Source organism: Streptomyces antarcticus, assembly GCF_026627255.1.
Classification (GTDB): Bacteria; Actinomycetota; Actinomycetes; order Streptomycetales; family Streptomycetaceae; genus Streptomyces; species Streptomyces antarcticus.
Genome location: NZ_JAPNLM010000001.1, coordinates 476,414 through 491,086, shown reverse-complemented (window position 1 = coordinate 491,086; position 14,673 = coordinate 476,414). Strand labels below are relative to the sequence as shown.

The following is a 14,673-nucleotide window of genomic DNA, read 5'->3' as shown; positions in this document are numbered from 1 at the left end:
CGATATATCGTGTTATGGAGAAGACGCGATATGTTGCGTGCGTCGAGACCTGTGTCCGTGAACGCACGAGGAGGATCAGCACCATGGCAGAGCAGGCGTCACAGTCGACGTGGCACATCGCCGAACCGCAGAAGCTCACCTTCGAGCAGCCGGTCACCGAGCTCCGCGTGCGCCTCGTGAGCGGCACGGTCAACGTGGTCGCCGCCGAGGAGGGCCCCGCCCGCCTGGAGGCGTCCGCCATCGACGGGCCCCCGCTGTACGTGGTCCAAGAGGGCGGCGTCCTCACCGTCTCCTACGAGGACCTGCCCTGGAACGGCTCCCAGGGGTTCAAGGCGTGGTTCGAGGCCAAGCCGTGGAAGGCCTGGTCCGGCTCCGCCTCCGAGGGCCGCAAGGCATGGGAGCGCAGCGCCGCCGTCACCCTCACCGTCCCCGCCGCCACGCGGGTCCACGTCGGCGTCGTCGGCGCCACCGCCTTCGTTTCCGGCATCTCCGGCGGCACCGACGTCAACGGCGTCTCCGGCGACGCCACCCTGGTGGGGCTCTCCGGCCGGGTCAAGACGCACACCGTCTCCGGCAGCGTCGAGGCCCAGTCCGTCACCGGCGACCTCGGCTTCCACTCGGTGTCCGGAGGCCTGACGGTGGTCGACGGCGCGGGCGTGTCCGTACGGGCCGACTCGGTCAGCGGCGACATGCTCATCGACCTGGACCTCGACCCGGCGGCCGCCCGCCCGGTGGACATCGCCCTGAACTCCGTGTCCGGCCAGGTCGCCATCCGCCTGCCGCACCCCGCCGACGCCCGCGTGGAGGCCAACACCGCCACCGGCGGCGTCTCCAACGCCTTCGAGGACCTGCGGGTCTCCGGCCAGCTGGGCACCAAGCGGATCACCGGCACCCTCGGTGCCGGCACCGGCACCCTGCGGGCCACCACCGTCTCGGGCGGGATCGCGCTGCTGCGCCGCCCGCAGGCCGACGCCGACGCCCCCCTCACGCTCGACAAGAAGGTGCTCTGACATGCCGCCCGTCTTCGCCCACGGCCGCCTCCGCCTCTACCTGCTCAAGCTGCTGGACGAGGCCCCGCGCCACGGCTACGAGGTGATCCGGCTGCTGGAGGAGCGCTTCGAAGGCCTGTACGCGCCCTCCGCCGGCACCGTGTACCCGCGGCTGGCCAAGCTGGAGGCCGAGGGCCTGGTCACGCACGCCACCGAGGGCGGGCGCAAGGTGTACTCCATCACCGAGGCGGGCCGTGCCGAACTGGCCGACCGCAGCGGCGAGCTGGCCGACCTGGAACTGGAGATCCGGGACTCGGTCACCGAACTGGCCGCCGAGATCCGCGACGACGTCCGCGGAGCCGCGGGCGACCTGCGGCGCGAGATGCGGGCCGCGGCCTCCGCGTCGGCGACCCAGGTCCAGGACGAGTCCTGGCAGGCGGCCAAGGAAGAGCTGCGCAAGGCGCGGCAGGACTGGAAGGAGCAGGCCCGCCGGGCGAAGGACGAGAGTCGCCGGGCCCGCGAGGAGGCCCAGCAGGCCCGCCGCCAGGCGAAGGAGGCCCAGGAACGGGCCCGCGAGGAGGTCCAGCGCATCGCCGGCCAGTTGCAGGACCAGCTCGCCAAGTCGGGCGGGGTGCTGAGCAGCCTGGCCGGAGCCTGGCTCGGCGGCACCGGCACCGGCACCGGCACCGGCGGTTCCGCGGCCGGGCAGGGCGGCCCGTCCGGCCCGTCGGCCGGGTCCGCGCCCTCCGCCGCGGCCCCGTCGCCCGGCACCGACTGGGCCGGGGACCTGGAGCCCACCGCCGATCCGGCGCGCGACCTGGACCGGCTGCTGGACCGCTTCCGCGACGAGGTGCGGGACGCGGCCCGCGACCACGGCGTGACCCCGGCCCGGCTGGCCGAGGCCCGCGCCCACCTGGCGGCGGCGGCCTCCCGGCTCACCGGGGCGCTGAGCACGCCGTAGGCGCCCGGCCGGCCCGCACGCCAGTCCGGTACGGCGCCCGGCCCGCACGCCAGTCCGGTACGGCGCCCGGCTCGCAGGCGGGGCGCCGTACCGGACGGGCACGGCGACGGCTCAGGCCGCCAGGCCCGATTCGGCCGTGCCGTACGTGACTCCGTGGTCCGCCAGGACCTCGGAGACCGTGCCCGGGCGGGAGAGCAGCGCCAGCAGCAGGTGCAGGCTGCCGATGTGCTTGTCGCGGCGGCCCAGGGCGATGCGCAGGGACTGCTCCAGCACCTTCTTGGAGCCCTCGGTGAAGGGGACGTGGCGGCTGCCGCCGACGCGGCCCCCGGAACCGCCGCCGCCCTCCTCGGGCCCGGAGCGGCCCAGGGCCGCGCGGACGGATCCCCCCAGGGTGCGCCGACGGGGTGCCGGGGCGGCCAGGGCGCCCTCGCCGTGGGCCTCCTCGACGCGGGTGACGATCTCGGTGAGGTCGATGCCGAGTCCGGCCAGCGCCTCCTCGTCGGCCCGGGACATGCCGCCCCGGCGGCGGGCCGCCGCGAGGTCGGCCGTAACGGACTCGCGGTCCACGCCCAGCGGGTCCAGGACCCCCAGGGCCAGGAGCGAGAGCAGCAGGTGCTCCTCGCAGACCGAGGCGGCGCCGGCCCGCTGGGCTTCGGTGACCGCGCCCGTCACGGTGGAGCGGGCGTCCCGGGTGAAGCGTTCGAACATCAGAGGCTCCCGTGTTTCTTGTGCGCGGCCTGTCGGCTGACGCCGAGCTCGGCCGCGATCTCCTGCCAGGACCAGCCCTGGGCGCGGGCGCTGCGCACCTGTACGGCCTCCAGCTGCTCCAGCAGCCTGCGGAGGGCGGCCACGGCACGCAGGCCCACGCGGGGGTCACGGTCACCGGCCCGTTCGGCGAGATCAGTGGCTTCCGTCATGCATGTCAATCTAGGTTGACGCGGGAGGTGGTGTCAACCCCAATTGACGACGGTGCCGGTCGGTCGCCGGCGGCCGGGGGTGCTCAGGGGGCTCAGGGAGTGAGGACGACCTTTCCGAACAGGTCGCCCGACTGGAGCTTCTCGAAGCCCTCCCGCGCCCGGTCCAGCGGAAGCACCTCGTCGATGACCGGCCGCAGGCCCGTCGTCTCGCAGAACGACAGCAGGTCCTCCAGCTCGTCCTTGGTGCCCATGGTCGAGCCGACCACCTTCAGCTCCAGGAAGAAGATCCGGGTCAGCTCGGCGTGCGCCGGGCGGTCGCCGCTCGTGGCGCCGGAGATGACCAGCGTGCCGCCCGGGCGCAGGGACTTCACCGAGTGGGACCAGGTGGCCGCGCCCACCGTCTCGATGACCGCGTCGACCCGCTGCGGCAGCCGCGCGCCCGGCTCGTACGCCTCCAGGGCGCCCAGCTCCACGGCCCGCTCGCGCTTGGCCTCGTCCCGGCTGGTGGCGAAGACGCGCAGGCCGGCGGCCTTGCCGAGGGCGATCGCGGCGGTCGCGACCCCGCCGCCGGCGCCCTGTACGAGGACGGAGTCGCCGGGCCGCACCCCGGCGTTGGTGAACAGCATCCGGTACGCCGTCAGCCAGGCGGTCGGCAGGCAGGCGGCCTCCTCGAACGACAGCCCGGCGGGCTTGCGCAGGACGTTCCAGGCGGGGACGGTCACCTGCTCGGCGAAGGTGCCCTGGTAGCGCTCGGTCAGGATCGAGCGCGGCTCGTCGGGGCCGACCCCGTGGCCGCTCTGGCCGATCACGGAGTGCAGGACGACCTCGTTGCCGTCCTCGTCCGTCCCGGCGGCGTCGCAGCCGAGGATCATCGGCAGTTTGTCCTCGCCGAGGCCGACCCCGCGCAGCGACCACAGGTCGTGGTGGTTGAGGGAGGCGGCCCGGACGTTGACGGTCACCCAGCCGGGTCGGGCCACGGGGGCCGGGCGGTCGCCCAGCACGAGGCCGTTCAGCGGCTGGTCTCGGTCGATTCTGGCGGCGTAGGCAGCGAACATGCCGCGACGCTACCGCTCGGTAGGTACGGGTTCCAGCCCCTCCGGCCCCCCGGAAGTGAGGTCTTCGCCGCACTGCCGGGCCGCGCGCCCGCGCCGCCCGGACACGGAGAGGCCCGGACGGATCGCTCCGGCCGGGCCTCTTCGCGTACCGCTGGGTGTGACGGTCAGGCCAGGCGGGCCACTCCGTCGGCCTTCGCCGCCGCGGCGACCGCGGCCGAGACGGCCTCGGCGACGCGCTCGTCGAACGGCGAGGGGATCACGTAGTCCGCCGCGAGCTCGTCGCCCACGACGCCGGCGATGGCGTCGGCGGCGGCGATCTTCATACCCTCGGTGATCCGGGTGGCCCGGACCTTGAGGGCGCCCGCGAAGATGCCCGGGAAGGCCAGCACGTTGTTGATCTGGTTCGGGAAGTCCGAACGCCCGGTCGCCACGACGGCCGCGTACTTGTGCGCGACGTCGGGGTGCACCTCCGGGTTGGGGTTGGCCATGGCGAAGACGAAGCAGTCCTTCGCCATCGTCGCCACCGCGGCCTCGGGAACCGTACCGCCGGAGACGCCGATGAAGACGTCCGCGCCCGCGAGGGCGTTCTCCAGGGAACCGGTCTGCCCCGTCTTGTTGGTCAGGCCCGCGATCTCCGCCTTGACGTCCGTCAGGTCGGAGCGGTCCGCGGACACGACGCCCTTGCGGTCGGTGACGCAGACGTCGCCGATGCCCGCGTCCACGAGGATCTTGGCGATGGCGATGCCCGCCGCGCCCGCGCCCGAGATCACCGCACGCAGGTCGCCGAGGGTGCGACCCGTGAGCTTCGCGGCGTTGCGCAGCGCGGCCAGCGAGACGATGGCCGTGCCGTGCTGGTCGTCGTGGAAGATCGGGATGTCCAGGGCTTCCTGGAGCCTGCGCTCGATCTCGAAGCAGCGGGGGGCGGAGATGTCCTCCAGGTTCACCCCGCCGAAGGACGGGGCGAGACGGATGACCGTCTCGATGATCTCGTCCGTGTCCTTGGTGGCGAGCGCGATCGGAACCGCGTCCACGCCACCGAACTGCTTGAAGAGAATGGCCTTGCCCTCCATGACGGGGAGGGAGGCCTCGGGGCCGATGTCACCGAGGCCGAGCACGGCCGTGCCGTCGGTGACGACGGCGACCACGTTCGACTTCCAGGTGTACTCGTTCACCAGGTCCGGCTGCTCGGCGATGGCGCTGCACACCTTCGCCACGCCGGGGGTGTACGCGAGGGACAGGTCGTCCTTGTCGTGGACGGGCACCGTGGCCACGATGGCCATCTTGCCGCCCCGGTGCAGTGCGAACACCGCGTCGGGGTTGTTGTCCGTCGCACTGTCACTGCGAGGGTTGACGATCTCCGCTGCCACTTTGTGTGACCCCTTAAGTCCTTTGAATCGTTGAGGGTGGCCACTCCTGGTTAAGGGGTGGGCGGGCACCGCGTCCGTGCTCCGCATCGACGGTTGGCCCGTCTCCGCGGAGGGGAGGTTCGTACGCGCGGGCGCGCCGCACGCGCGCCCTGAGCCCCGGATGAGGGGTGTAAGGATCTGTTCTACCGGAAGAACACTCGCCCAGACGAGTCGATTCCAGCTCGACCATAAGCCTCTTGTCCTGGTTTTGGTGAAAAGTCCAAGAGGCTGAGCCCGGTAGGTGAGACGGACCGCAAATAGTCCGCCAAACAGGGGATGTGGCGGCGCATCGTGCGGCGGCGAGGGGTCCTGCCCGCAGTCCTGTTCGGTGCCGGGGGGCGCCCGTTATGCGATTTTGACCTGATGGGCAGCCTGAATGCGCCAGTCCGAATGGCAAGATGCCGTAATCACACAAGGTCGCGACACTCGATGGTGCGTGCCCGACCGTTTTCGGATGCTTTTCCACCTGCCGGAGGAACCAGCTCATGACCGCTAGCACCACTCGTCGTACGACCGCCGCCCGGTCCCGGATCGCGGCGGTCGGCGCCATCGCGGTTGCCGGCGCCCTGATCCTCACCGGGTGTGGCGACCAGACGGACAAGGGCTCCACCGCGACCCCGTCGGGCAAGGAGAACAGCGCCCCGCTGTTCTCCAAGCTGCCGAAGAAGATCCAGGACGCGGGTGTGATCAAGGTCGGCACGGACGCCACCTACGCGCCGATGGAGTTCACCGAGGGCGGCAAGATCGTCGGTGTCGACCCCGACATCGCCGCGGCCCTCGGCAAGCAGCTCGGCGTGAAGTTCGAGTTCACCTCCGGCACCTTCGACACCCTCCTCGGCGGCCTGCCCACCGGTCGCACCGACGTGGTCATGTCCTCCCTGACCGACACCAAGGCGCGCCAGGAGGGTCTGGACGACAAGGGTGCCAAGACCGGCACCGGCGTCGACTTCGTCGACTACTTCTCCGCCTCGACCGGCATCCTGGTCAAGAAGGGCAACCCGGAGGGCGTCAAGACCCTCGACGACCTCTGTGGCAAGAAGGTCGCCGTCCAGCGCGGCACGACGTACGAGCAGTCCGCCAAGGACCAGTCCGAGAAGTGCAAGACGGCCGGCAAGGGCGAGATCTCCATCGAGTCCTTCCCGACCGACGCCGAGGCCCAGACCCGCGTGAAGGCCGGCGGCGCCGTCGCCGACCTGAACGACTCCCCGGTCGCCGCGTACATCGCGCAGACCGCGGGCGGCGGCAACGACTTCGAGGCCATCGCCAACCCGGGTGACGCCGGCCTCTTCGGCATCGCCGTCGACAAGAAGAACACCGAGCTGCGCGACGCGCTCAAGGCCGCGCTCGACGCGACCATCAAGGACGGCACCTACAAGGCCGCCCTGGACAAGTGGAACGCGGGCTCCGGCGCCGTGACCGAGGCCAAGACCAACGCAGGTCAGTGATTCCCGCGCGACACCGCAGCACTCTGAAGGGCAGTCACTGTGACTGACAAGCTCGACAAGGTCCCCGGGCCGGCGGCAACCCCGCCGGCCGGGGGCCTCCCCCCCGAGGCCATCCGCGCCATCCCGGTCCGCCACTACGGCCGCTGGGTCAGCGGGATCGTCGTCATCGGCCTGGTCGTGGCCCTCGCGTTCGCCTTCTCGCAGGGCAACGTCCGCTGGCAGACCATCCCGGACAAGCTGTTCGACAGCAGCATCATCAGCGGCATGCTGAGCACGGTCTGGATCAGCGTCTGCTCGATGCTCCTGGGCCTGGTCCTCGGCGTGCTCTTCGCCGTGATGCGGCTCTCGAAGAACCCGGTGACCAGCACCATCGCCTGGTTCTACATCTGGTTCTTCCGGGGGACCCCGGTCTACGTACAGCTCCTCATCTGGTTCAACCTCGCCCTGATCTTCCCGCTCCTGAACCTCGGGTTCTACAAGGACGAGATGACCCAGGTCATGACGCCGTTCCTGGCGGCGCTGCTGGGTCTGGGCCTCAACGAGGGCGCCTACATGGCGGAGATCGTCCGCGCCGGCATCCAGTCCGTCGACGAGGGCCAGAGCGAGGCGTCCCACGCCCTCGGCATGACCCAGACGAAGACGATGCGCCGGATCGTGCTCCCGCAGGCGATGCGCGTGATCGTCCCGCCGACGGGCAACGAGTTCATCAACATGCTCAAGACGTCGTCGCTGGTGGTCGCCGTCCAGTACGCCGACCTGCTGCGCGCCGCGCAGGACATCGCCGCCACGTCCTTCGCGGTGATGGAGATGTTCATCGTCGCGTCGATCTGGTACCTCGCCCTGACCAGCGTCTTCAGCGTCGGCCAGTACTACCTGGAGCGCCGCTACGCACGCGGCTCGCTGCGATCCCTGCCGCCCACCCCGCTGCAGAAGATCAAGGCGAATCTCTCCCGCTTCTCGAACCGCAAGGCGGTGGCCTGATGACGACCCCCATGGTGAAGGCCGAGGGCGTCCACAAGTCCTACGGCGCCGCCCACATCCTCAAGGGCATCGACCTGGAGGTCGCGCCGCGTGAGGTGTTCTGCCTGGTCGGCCCGTCCGGCTCCGGCAAGTCCACCTTCCTGCGGTGCATCAACCACCTGGAGCAGATCAACGCCGGACGGCTCTCCGTCGACGGCCGGCTCGTCGGCTACCGCCAGAAGGGCGACAAGCTGTACGAGCTCAAGGACAGCGAGGTCGCGGCGCAGCGCAAGGACATCGGCATGGTGTTCCAGCGCTTCAACCTCTTCCCGCACATGACGGCCATAGAGAACGTCATGGAAGCCCCCGTCATGGTCAAGCGGGAGAGCAAGGCCGTCGCCCGGGCGCGCGCCGTCAAGCTGCTCGACCGGGTCGGCCTCGGCGACAAGGGCGGGAACTACCCCGCGCAGCTCTCCGGCGGCCAGCAGCAGCGCGTGGCGATCGCCCGCGCGCTCGCCATGGAGCCGAAGCTGATGCTCTTCGACGAGCCGACGTCGGCGCTCGACCCGGAGCTGGTGGGTGACGTCCTGGACGTCATGCGCGGTCTGGCCGAGGACGGCATGACCATGATCGTGGTCACGCACGAGATGGGATTCGCCCGCGAGGTCGGCGACAACCTCGTCTTCATGGACGGCGGCGTGGTCGTCGAGTCGGGCCACCCGCGCGACGTCCTGGGCAACCCCCAGCACGACCGCACGAAGGCGTTCCTGTCCAAGGTGCTGTAGGCCGCACCGGCGGGCGGGCGGGTGAGGGGCGGTACGGGATTCCCGTACCGCCCCTCCGTCATGCCGCGCCCTGCGCGCCCGGGCTCCGGGCCGTCACTTCAGGCCCAGGACCAGCGCGTCCGAGGGGGAGCGCCAGACCGTGCGGGCCTCGGCGAAGCCGGCGTCGAGGAGGGTGCGGGCGTGCCAGGCCTCGGTCGGGGTGTCGCCGTCGGCGTGCTCCCCGTAGAGGGCGAACCGCTCCTTCACCGGCCCGGCCAGCTCCGGGTCCGCGGCCGCCAGGGCCCACCACTCGCGCCAGTCGGGCACCCCGGACGCGGCCCGGACCCGGTCCATCCCGGCGTGCCGGTGGGCGTGCTCGGCGGCGTCGATGCGCGGGGTGGCGGGGTCGGGCATGTGGTCGGCGTTCATGAACACCCCGCCCGGGCGGACCAGGGGCGCCAGCTGCCCGTACAGGACGGTGAGGTCCCGGCTGGGCAGCCAGTGCAGGGCCGTCGCCGTGAGGACCGCGTCGTACGCGTCGTGCGGCAGGGCCGCGCGCCAGTCGGGGTCCTTGAGGTCGGCGGTGACGAAGGAGACCCGCGCGTCCCCCGCGAAGTGGCCGCGGGCGATCGCCAGCAGCGCCGGATCGAGATCGACACCCGTACTGGTGGCTTCCGGGAACCGCTTGAGGAGCCGGTCCGTGATACTTCCCGTACCGCACGCGAGGTCCAGCACCCGGGGAGCCGGCCCCACGACCGCCTCGACCATGTCCAGCATCACCCGGAACCGCTCCTCGCGGTCGGGCATGTACCACTCCTGCTGCCGGTCCCAGCTGTCCTGCCAGGCCTGCCAGTCGGTACCGCTCCTCGTCGTTCCAGCCATCAGGAACCCCTCCGCACGTAATACCCTCGTATGTATCTCAGCTGTTACCGAGACGATAATCCGCAGCCGTAAGGACTACAAGTGGAACTGGCCCATTACTCGGACTACGCCGTGCGCCTGGTCAACACCGAGGAGCCGGCCCGCAACAAGGACGCGCTCACCTCGGTGGACGCCGTCCGCGCCCTGTTCGGCCCGAGCGTGCAGATGGCGCGCCGCGTCACGGACACCGACGTCACCCGCTTCCGCAACGTCCGCGGCCGGCTGCGCTCCGTCTTCGAGGCCGCCGACGGCGGCGACCACGTGCTCGCCGTCGACCTGCTGAACTCGCTGCTCATGGAGTTCCCGGTCAGCCCGCAGGTCTCCGGCCACGAGACCCTCGGCGACGACGGCGCCCCCGACTGGCACATCCACCTCGCCGAGCACCCCTCGAACGCCTCCGCGGGCTACGCCGCCATGGCCGCCATGGGCCTGGCCTTCCACCTCACCGAGCACGGCCCCGACCGCCTCGGCCTGTGCCAGGCGCCGCCCTGCCGCAACGCCTACCTCGACACCTCCACCAACCGCTCCCGGCGCTACTGCTCCGACCGGTGCGCCACCCGCGCCAACGTGGCCGCCTACCGGGCCCGCAAGCGGCTGGAGGCCGAGGCGTCCGCCCACAGCGGCCGCACCGCCGAGAGCGCCCAGGAGAGCCGCGCCCTCAGCGAGCGCTGACCCTCCTCGCGTGGCCGCACGCGCAGCACCGCCGTCGCGAGCACCAGCTCGCCGGGGACCGGGCCGAAGACGGTGCTGTCGCCGGGAGCCTCGTTGAACGGGTTGTCGCCGAGCACCCACCAGCCGCCGCCCGGCCGGCGCTCCACCGCCCGCTTGATCACGAGCAGGTCCTGCTGGAACGGGTGGCGCAGCACCACCACGGCACCCGGGCGGACGGCCGCCCCGTACCGGACCACGACCTGGTCGCCGTGGGCCAGGGTGGGGGCCATCGACGGCCCCGACACCTCCACCAGACCGAACCGCTTCAGCGGGCTCCGGCTCTCCACCATGAGCGACCTCCTCGTCACCTGCGCATGCTGCCGTACGGGCCCGTACATTCGCTCACCGGTCCGGCCGGGACCCTGGACTTTTGTCCTAAGCCCATGGGGGCAGCCGCGAAATACCGATCTCCAGCGAGTAACCTCGCCCTTGAGAAGACGATCACGAGGAGGACACACCCCATGCTTTCCCGCCTCTTCGCCCCCAAGGCGAAGGCCTCCGCCCACTGCGACCTGCCGTGCGGCGTGTACGACCCTGCCCAGGCCCGCATCGAGGCCGAGTCCGTCAAGGCCGTGCAGGAGAAGTACCAGGCCAACGACGACGCCGACTTCCGCGCGCGCGCCATCACCATCAAGGAGCAGCGCGCCGAGCTCGCGAAGCACCACGTCTCGGTGCTGTGGAGCGACTACTTCAAGCCGCCGCACTTCGAGAAGTACCCGCAGCTGCACGGCCTGGTCAACGACACCCTGAAGGCCCTCTCGGCCGCCAAGGCGTCGAACGACCCGGCCACCGGCCAGAAGGCGCTCGACCTCATCGCCGAGATCGACCGCATCTTCTGGGAGACCAAGGCCGCCTGACCGGCGCCCGGTCCCCCTGCTCGCACGGCCCCACCGGCCGCCCGCGACGACGAGAACGGCCCGACCGCGTCACGCGGCCGGGCCGTTCTCGTACGTCCGGTGACGGACGGACCCGCCCCGGGGTCCGTCCGCTCACTCGTCGGGGTCGTCCTCGTCGTCGTCCAGCCGGGCCAGCCACGTGGCCAGGCGTTCCACCGGGACCTCGAAGTCCGGGTTCAGGTCGACGAACGTCCGCAGCTGCTCGGCGAGCCACTCGAAGGTGACCTCCTCCTCGCCGCGCCGCTTCTGGAGCTCCTCGATGCCGCGATCGGTGAAGTACAAGTCTGGCTCCGTGCCGTGATGGGGGTGTTTCCCGCCAGGATAATCCGCGACGCGGCGACACCTCCCGTCGTATCGCCCCCCGGCGCTAGCCTGGACGTCTCACCAGACGTCTCACCAGACGTCTCACCAGCGGGGGGCGCGGATGACCGACGGGCGCACGGCCGGCTCCGCGCGCGCCTTCGAGCTCCTCGAACCCCTCGTCCAGGCGGCGACCGTACGCGTCCACGCGCCGCCGGGCGGGTATGAACCCCACGGCGGCCCATCCGGACCCACCTGGGGGAGCGGGTTCTTCATCGCCCCCGGCTGGGTCCTGACGTGCGCGCACGTGGTCGGCGAGGGGGGTGCTGGGGTGCGTCTGACGGGACGCGAGGTCGGCATCACCTTCTCCTCCGGCGGCTCCGCCCGCCACGGAGCGGCGACCGGGACCGTCGCCGGCCGCGTGGAGTGCGTCCTGCCCGAGCGGCTCGACGAGCGCCGCCCCGGCCGCCGCGCCCTGTGGGACCTCCCCGACCTGGCGCTGATCCGGGTCCTCGCCCCCGTCTCGCACGCCTGCGTCTGGCTGACCGACCGCTCCCGGCCCCGCTTCGACGAGGTCGCGTACTTCGGCTGCACCGAGGACCTCGGCACCCCCGAGATCACCGGCCGCACCACCCGGCTGCGCGGCACCGCCGGCAACGGCGCCGCCATCCGGCTCGGCGGCGACGACGAGATCGACCCCGGCATGTCCGGCGGCCCCGTCGTGGACCTCGGCCGCGGCGAGGTCGTCGGCGTCGTCAAAGCCAGACGCCACACGGGCGGCGGCGGGCTGGCCGTGTCCGTGGTCCAGCTGCGCACCCTGCCGATGCCCCCGCGGGGCCAGATCGGGCTCTACCGGCGGGTCATGCAGGCCCACGACCTCCACCACTACGACCAGCACGTCAGCGACCTCGACACCCGCCGGACCTGGACGGACGTGCACGGCGAGCTGCCCGGACCCGAGGACGGCGGCCCGCAGGGACGAGGCCGGCTCACCCCCGGCGAGCGCACCACCCTGTGCGGGCTCCTCGCCGAACTGCCCCCGCCCGGCTCCTCCGAGGTCGTACGGGCGCTGGCCGAGGCGGCGCGCGGCGAGGAACCGGACCCGCAGCCGCCCGCCCCGCTGAGCTGGCGCGACGGGCTGGGGCTGCTCCACGACCCGCCGGGCGGCGCCGGGGAGGCCGCCGCGATGCTGCGGTACGCGACGGACGTCAGCGTGGCCGACTACCGCGAACCGCCGGCGCCGGGCGCGGACGAGGAGCTGTGGGACTGGGTACGGGCCACGGCCGAGCGGCTGTGGCGGCCGCTGCGCCGGGAGCTCGGCGAGCGCCACGAGCGCGGGCTGGCCGAGCGGGAGCAGCGCCGGCGGGCCCGCGCCGAACGGGGGTCCCACGGCCCGGCCCGGCAGGCCGGCGGGGTGCACTCCGGGGCGTCGGTGCTGCTGGAGGCCTGGGCGCACGGCTGGGAGGACGTCTACGACTGGCGGGTGTCGGTGCTCGCCGGACCGGCGCACCCCGGCCGGGTGACCCCGGTGGAGTCGGGCGTACGGGCCACCCTGGCGGGCCTGCCGGAGGCACTGCGGGCCCCGCTCGCCGAGGCCTTCCGGCGGTGCGACACCCACGAGGCGGCTGCCCTGCTCGAAGTGGCCGTCGAACCGGCGCTGTTCGGGCTGGCGGTGGACGAATGGACGCTGGTGGGCGGGACCCCGCTGGGGGTGCAGCGCCCGGTGGTGCTGCGCCACCCCGGCGGCCCCCCGCCCGCGCCCGAGCGCGCCGCCGACCGGTGGGCGCGGGTCCAGCCGGGCCCGCTGCTGGACGCGCGCATCGACTGCGCGCGGGGGCGCCCCCGCGCCGCCGATCCGGACCGGCTCGCGGCGCAGCCCGACCACACGGTGGCCGTGCACTGCCGGGCGGCCGCGGAGGAACCCACCCTGGGCTCGCTGCACGCGGTACGGGAGGCCGGGTACGGGGTGGTGGCCGGCCGCCGGCCCCCCGCCGACCCGGGGGTCTCCTGCGCGCCGTTCCACCGCGCGCTGCGGGAGGAACTGGCCGAGGCGGGCGGGGCGCGGGCCCTGCCGCTGCGGTTGCAGGCGCTGCGGGGGCGCGCGTACGGGGCGGACCCGGACGCGTACTGGGCGGCGGGGGCCGTCCTCGTCTGGGACGACCCCGCCCGCGCCCTGCCCGAGGACGAGCCGCTCCAGGGGGACCTGTGACCGGCAGGAGGGAGCAGTTGCCATGAACGACGAGTGGCTCATCTACCGCGGAGTCGGGGAGCCCCACGACGGGATCGACACCCTGCCCGACCCGCCGCCCTGGCGGGACTTCGACGGCGGGCCGACCGCCGCGTCCGGCGGACCGGCGGCGGCCGACGGGAACGTGGCCCGGCGGCTCGGCGCGCACCGGCAGGCCGCCGAGCTGCACCGGCCCGAGCCGGAGGAGCTGGAGGCGATCAACGCCGCGCTGTACCTGCGGCGGCCGCTGCTCGTCACCGGCTTCCCCGGGACGGGGAAGTCCACCCTCGCGCACGCCGTGGCCCACGAGCTGAAGCTCGGCCGGGTGCTGCGCTGGCCGGTGGTCTCGCGGACCGTGCTCCAGGACGGGCTGTACCGGTACGACGCGATCGCCCGGCTCCAGGACGTGCAGCTGGCGGCGGGCGGCCGGTTCGGCGGCGGCCAGGGCGGCGGGGCGGGCGCCGGGGCGGACGCTGCGGGCGGGGCCGGCGGTGCGGTTGGTGCGGGTGCTGCGGGTGGCGCGGGCGCCGGTGGGGAGGGCGGCGGGGTGCCCGGCATCGGGAAGTACATCCGGCTCGGGCCCCTCGGAACGGCGCTGCTGCCCACCGAACGGCCGCGGGTGCTGCTGATCGACGAGCTCGACAAGAGCGACATCGACCTCCCCAACGACCTGCTGAACGTGCTGGAGGAAGGGGAGTTCGCGCTCCCCGAGCTGGAGCGGGTGGCCGACACCGAGCCCGAGGTGCGGGTGCTCACCGACGACGGGTCCAAGGCGGTGGTCCGCGACGGGCGGGTCCGCTGCCGGGCCTTCCCCTTCATCATCCTGACCAGCAACGGGGAACGGGACTTCCCGGCCGCCCTGTTGCGGCGCTGCATCCAGCTCAAGCTGGGGCAGCCGGGGGAGAAGCGGCTCGCCACCATGGTCCGCGCGCACCTCGGCGAGGAGGCGGCCCGGCTCGGGGCCGACCTGATCCGGGAGTTCCTCACCCGCTCCCAGTCGGAGCTGGTCGCCGCCGACCAGCTGCTGAACGCGATCTACCTCACGCATCACGCCGCCCCGCCGACGCGCGAGGACCTGGCGGACCTGCTGATCCAGCGTCTCGACCGTCCGAGGTGACGGG

Annotated in this window: 16 protein-coding genes; 9 read left to right on the top strand and 7 right to left on the bottom strand. The window is 72.8% G+C overall.

Annotated elements, in window-relative coordinates:
* Positions 1-83: 83 nt before the first annotated feature.
* Positions 84-1,010, top strand: coding sequence for a DUF4097 family beta strand repeat-containing protein (locus OTB16_RS02205; RefSeq protein WP_267717898.1), 927 nt, complete (start codon positions 84-86; stop codon positions 1,008-1,010).
* A 1-nt stretch (position 1,011) separates the two neighbouring features.
* Positions 1,012-1,950, top strand: coding sequence for a PadR family transcriptional regulator (locus tag OTB16_RS02200; RefSeq protein ID WP_267717897.1), 939 nt, complete (start codon positions 1,012-1,014; stop codon positions 1,948-1,950).
* A gap of 111 nt (positions 1,951-2,061) precedes the next feature.
* Here OTB16_RS02200 and OTB16_RS02195 read toward each other — a convergent pair whose 3' ends face one another.
* From OTB16_RS02195 to OTB16_RS02180, 4 genes are all read right to left on the bottom strand, one after another.
* On the bottom strand, positions 2,062-2,658 hold the full coding sequence (locus OTB16_RS02195; protein ID WP_267717896.1) for a Clp protease N-terminal domain-containing protein: 597 nt from the start codon (positions 2,656-2,658) through the stop codon (positions 2,062-2,064).
* On the bottom strand, positions 2,658-2,867 hold the full coding sequence (locus OTB16_RS02190) for a helix-turn-helix domain-containing protein (RefSeq protein WP_267717895.1): 210 nt from the start codon (positions 2,865-2,867) through the stop codon (positions 2,658-2,660). Before OTB16_RS02190 ends, OTB16_RS02195 begins: the two co-directional genes overlap by 1 nt.
* Before the next feature lie 92 nt (positions 2,868-2,959).
* On the bottom strand, positions 2,960-3,922 hold the full coding sequence (locus OTB16_RS02185) for a zinc-binding dehydrogenase (protein ID WP_267717894.1): 963 nt from the start codon (positions 3,920-3,922) through the stop codon (positions 2,960-2,962).
* Between the two features lie 164 nt (positions 3,923-4,086).
* Positions 4,087-5,289 carry an NAD(P)-dependent malic enzyme gene (locus tag OTB16_RS02180; protein WP_267717893.1) on the bottom strand — a complete coding sequence of 401 codons (1,203 nt, stop codon included), beginning with the start codon at positions 5,287-5,289 and terminating at the stop codon, positions 4,087-4,089.
* A 524-nt stretch (positions 5,290-5,813) separates the two neighbouring features.
* Between OTB16_RS02180 and OTB16_RS02175 the strand changes: the two genes are divergently transcribed.
* From OTB16_RS02175 to OTB16_RS02165, 3 genes are read left to right on the top strand one after another with little or no spacing between them, the layout of a single operon-like run.
* Complete coding sequence (locus OTB16_RS02175; protein ID WP_267717892.1) at positions 5,814-6,773, top strand: ABC transporter substrate-binding protein; 960 nt, start codon at positions 5,814-5,816, stop codon at positions 6,771-6,773.
* Positions 6,774-6,812: 39 nt separating this feature from the next.
* Entirely contained in the window at positions 6,813-7,754 is a 942-nt protein-coding gene (locus tag OTB16_RS02170) for an amino acid ABC transporter permease (protein WP_383911097.1), read from the top strand.
* A complete protein-coding gene (locus tag OTB16_RS02165) occupies positions 7,754-8,518 on the top strand; it encodes an amino acid ABC transporter ATP-binding protein (RefSeq protein WP_269289373.1) in 765 nt (254 codons plus the stop codon). The genes OTB16_RS02170 and OTB16_RS02165 overlap by 1 nt, the downstream gene beginning before the upstream one ends.
* A gap of 93 nt (positions 8,519-8,611) precedes the next feature.
* On the opposite strand, the gene OTB16_RS02160 is transcribed toward OTB16_RS02165, so the two are convergent.
* On the bottom strand, positions 8,612-9,379 hold the full coding sequence (locus tag OTB16_RS02160; RefSeq protein WP_267717891.1) for a class I SAM-dependent methyltransferase: 768 nt from the start codon (positions 9,377-9,379) through the stop codon (positions 8,612-8,614).
* Between the two features lie 81 nt (positions 9,380-9,460).
* Between OTB16_RS02160 and OTB16_RS02155 the strand changes: the two genes are divergently transcribed.
* Entirely contained in the window at positions 9,461-10,090 is a 630-nt protein-coding gene (locus OTB16_RS02155; RefSeq protein ID WP_267717890.1) for a CGNR zinc finger domain-containing protein, read from the top strand.
* On the opposite strand, the gene sodX is transcribed toward OTB16_RS02155, so the two are convergent.
* Complete coding sequence (gene sodX, locus OTB16_RS02150; RefSeq protein ID WP_267717889.1) at positions 9,994-10,419, bottom strand: nickel-type superoxide dismutase maturation protease; 426 nt, start codon at positions 10,417-10,419, stop codon at positions 9,994-9,996. The two genes, OTB16_RS02155 and sodX, sit on opposite strands and share 97 nt — an antisense overlap.
* A gap of 171 nt (positions 10,420-10,590) precedes the next feature.
* On the opposite strand from sodX, the gene sodN reads away from it, so the two are divergent.
* Entirely contained in the window at positions 10,591-10,986 is a 396-nt protein-coding gene (gene sodN / locus OTB16_RS02145; RefSeq protein WP_267717888.1) for a superoxide dismutase, Ni, read from the top strand.
* Between the two features lie 132 nt (positions 10,987-11,118).
* On the opposite strand, the gene OTB16_RS02140 is transcribed toward sodN, so the two are convergent.
* Positions 11,119-11,307, bottom strand: a complete 189-nt coding sequence (locus OTB16_RS02140; protein ID WP_267717887.1) for a DUF6104 family protein — start codon at positions 11,305-11,307, stop codon at positions 11,119-11,121.
* Between the two features lie 142 nt (positions 11,308-11,449).
* On the opposite strand from OTB16_RS02140, the gene OTB16_RS02135 reads away from it, so the two are divergent.
* Positions 11,450-13,534: a VMAP-C domain-containing protein gene (locus OTB16_RS02135; RefSeq protein WP_267717886.1), complete on the top strand. Its 2,085-nt coding sequence runs from the start codon at positions 11,450-11,452 to the stop codon at positions 13,532-13,534.
* A 22-nt stretch (positions 13,535-13,556) separates the two neighbouring features.
* A complete protein-coding gene (locus OTB16_RS02130) occupies positions 13,557-14,669 on the top strand; it encodes an AAA family ATPase (RefSeq protein ID WP_267717885.1) in 1,113 nt (370 codons plus the stop codon).
* The last annotated feature ends 4 nt before the right edge of the window (positions 14,670-14,673 follow it).

Coding starts and splice junctions, on each gene's coding strand:
- OTB16_RS02200 (WP_267717897.1), top strand. CDS start 1,012: ATGCCGCCCGTCTTCGCCCACGGCCGCCTCCGCCTCTACCTGCTCAAG.
- OTB16_RS02195 (WP_267717896.1), bottom strand. CDS start 2,658: ATGTTCGAACGCTTCACCCGGGACGCCCGCTCCACCGTGACGGGCGCG.
- OTB16_RS02185 (WP_267717894.1), bottom strand. CDS start 3,922: ATGTTCGCTGCCTACGCCGCCAGAATCGACCGAGACCAGCCGCTGAAC.
- sodN (WP_267717888.1), top strand. CDS start 10,591: ATGCTTTCCCGCCTCTTCGCCCCCAAGGCGAAGGCCTCCGCCCACTGC.
- OTB16_RS02135 (WP_267717886.1), top strand. CDS start 11,450: ATGACCGACGGGCGCACGGCCGGCTCCGCGCGCGCCTTCGAGCTCCTC.
- OTB16_RS02205 (WP_267717898.1), top strand. CDS start 84: ATGGCAGAGCAGGCGTCACAGTCGACGTGGCACATCGCCGAACCGCAG.
- OTB16_RS02175 (WP_267717892.1), top strand. CDS start 5,814: ATGACCGCTAGCACCACTCGTCGTACGACCGCCGCCCGGTCCCGGATC.
- OTB16_RS02130 (WP_267717885.1), top strand. CDS start 13,557: ATGAACGACGAGTGGCTCATCTACCGCGGAGTCGGGGAGCCCCACGAC.
- OTB16_RS02190 (WP_267717895.1), bottom strand. CDS start 2,867: ATGACGGAAGCCACTGATCTCGCCGAACGGGCCGGTGACCGTGACCCC.
- OTB16_RS02160 (WP_267717891.1), bottom strand. CDS start 9,379: ATGGCTGGAACGACGAGGAGCGGTACCGACTGGCAGGCCTGGCAGGAC.
- sodX (WP_267717889.1), bottom strand. CDS start 10,419: ATGGTGGAGAGCCGGAGCCCGCTGAAGCGGTTCGGTCTGGTGGAGGTG.
- OTB16_RS02165 (WP_269289373.1), top strand. CDS start 7,754: ATGACGACCCCCATGGTGAAGGCCGAGGGCGTCCACAAGTCCTACGGC.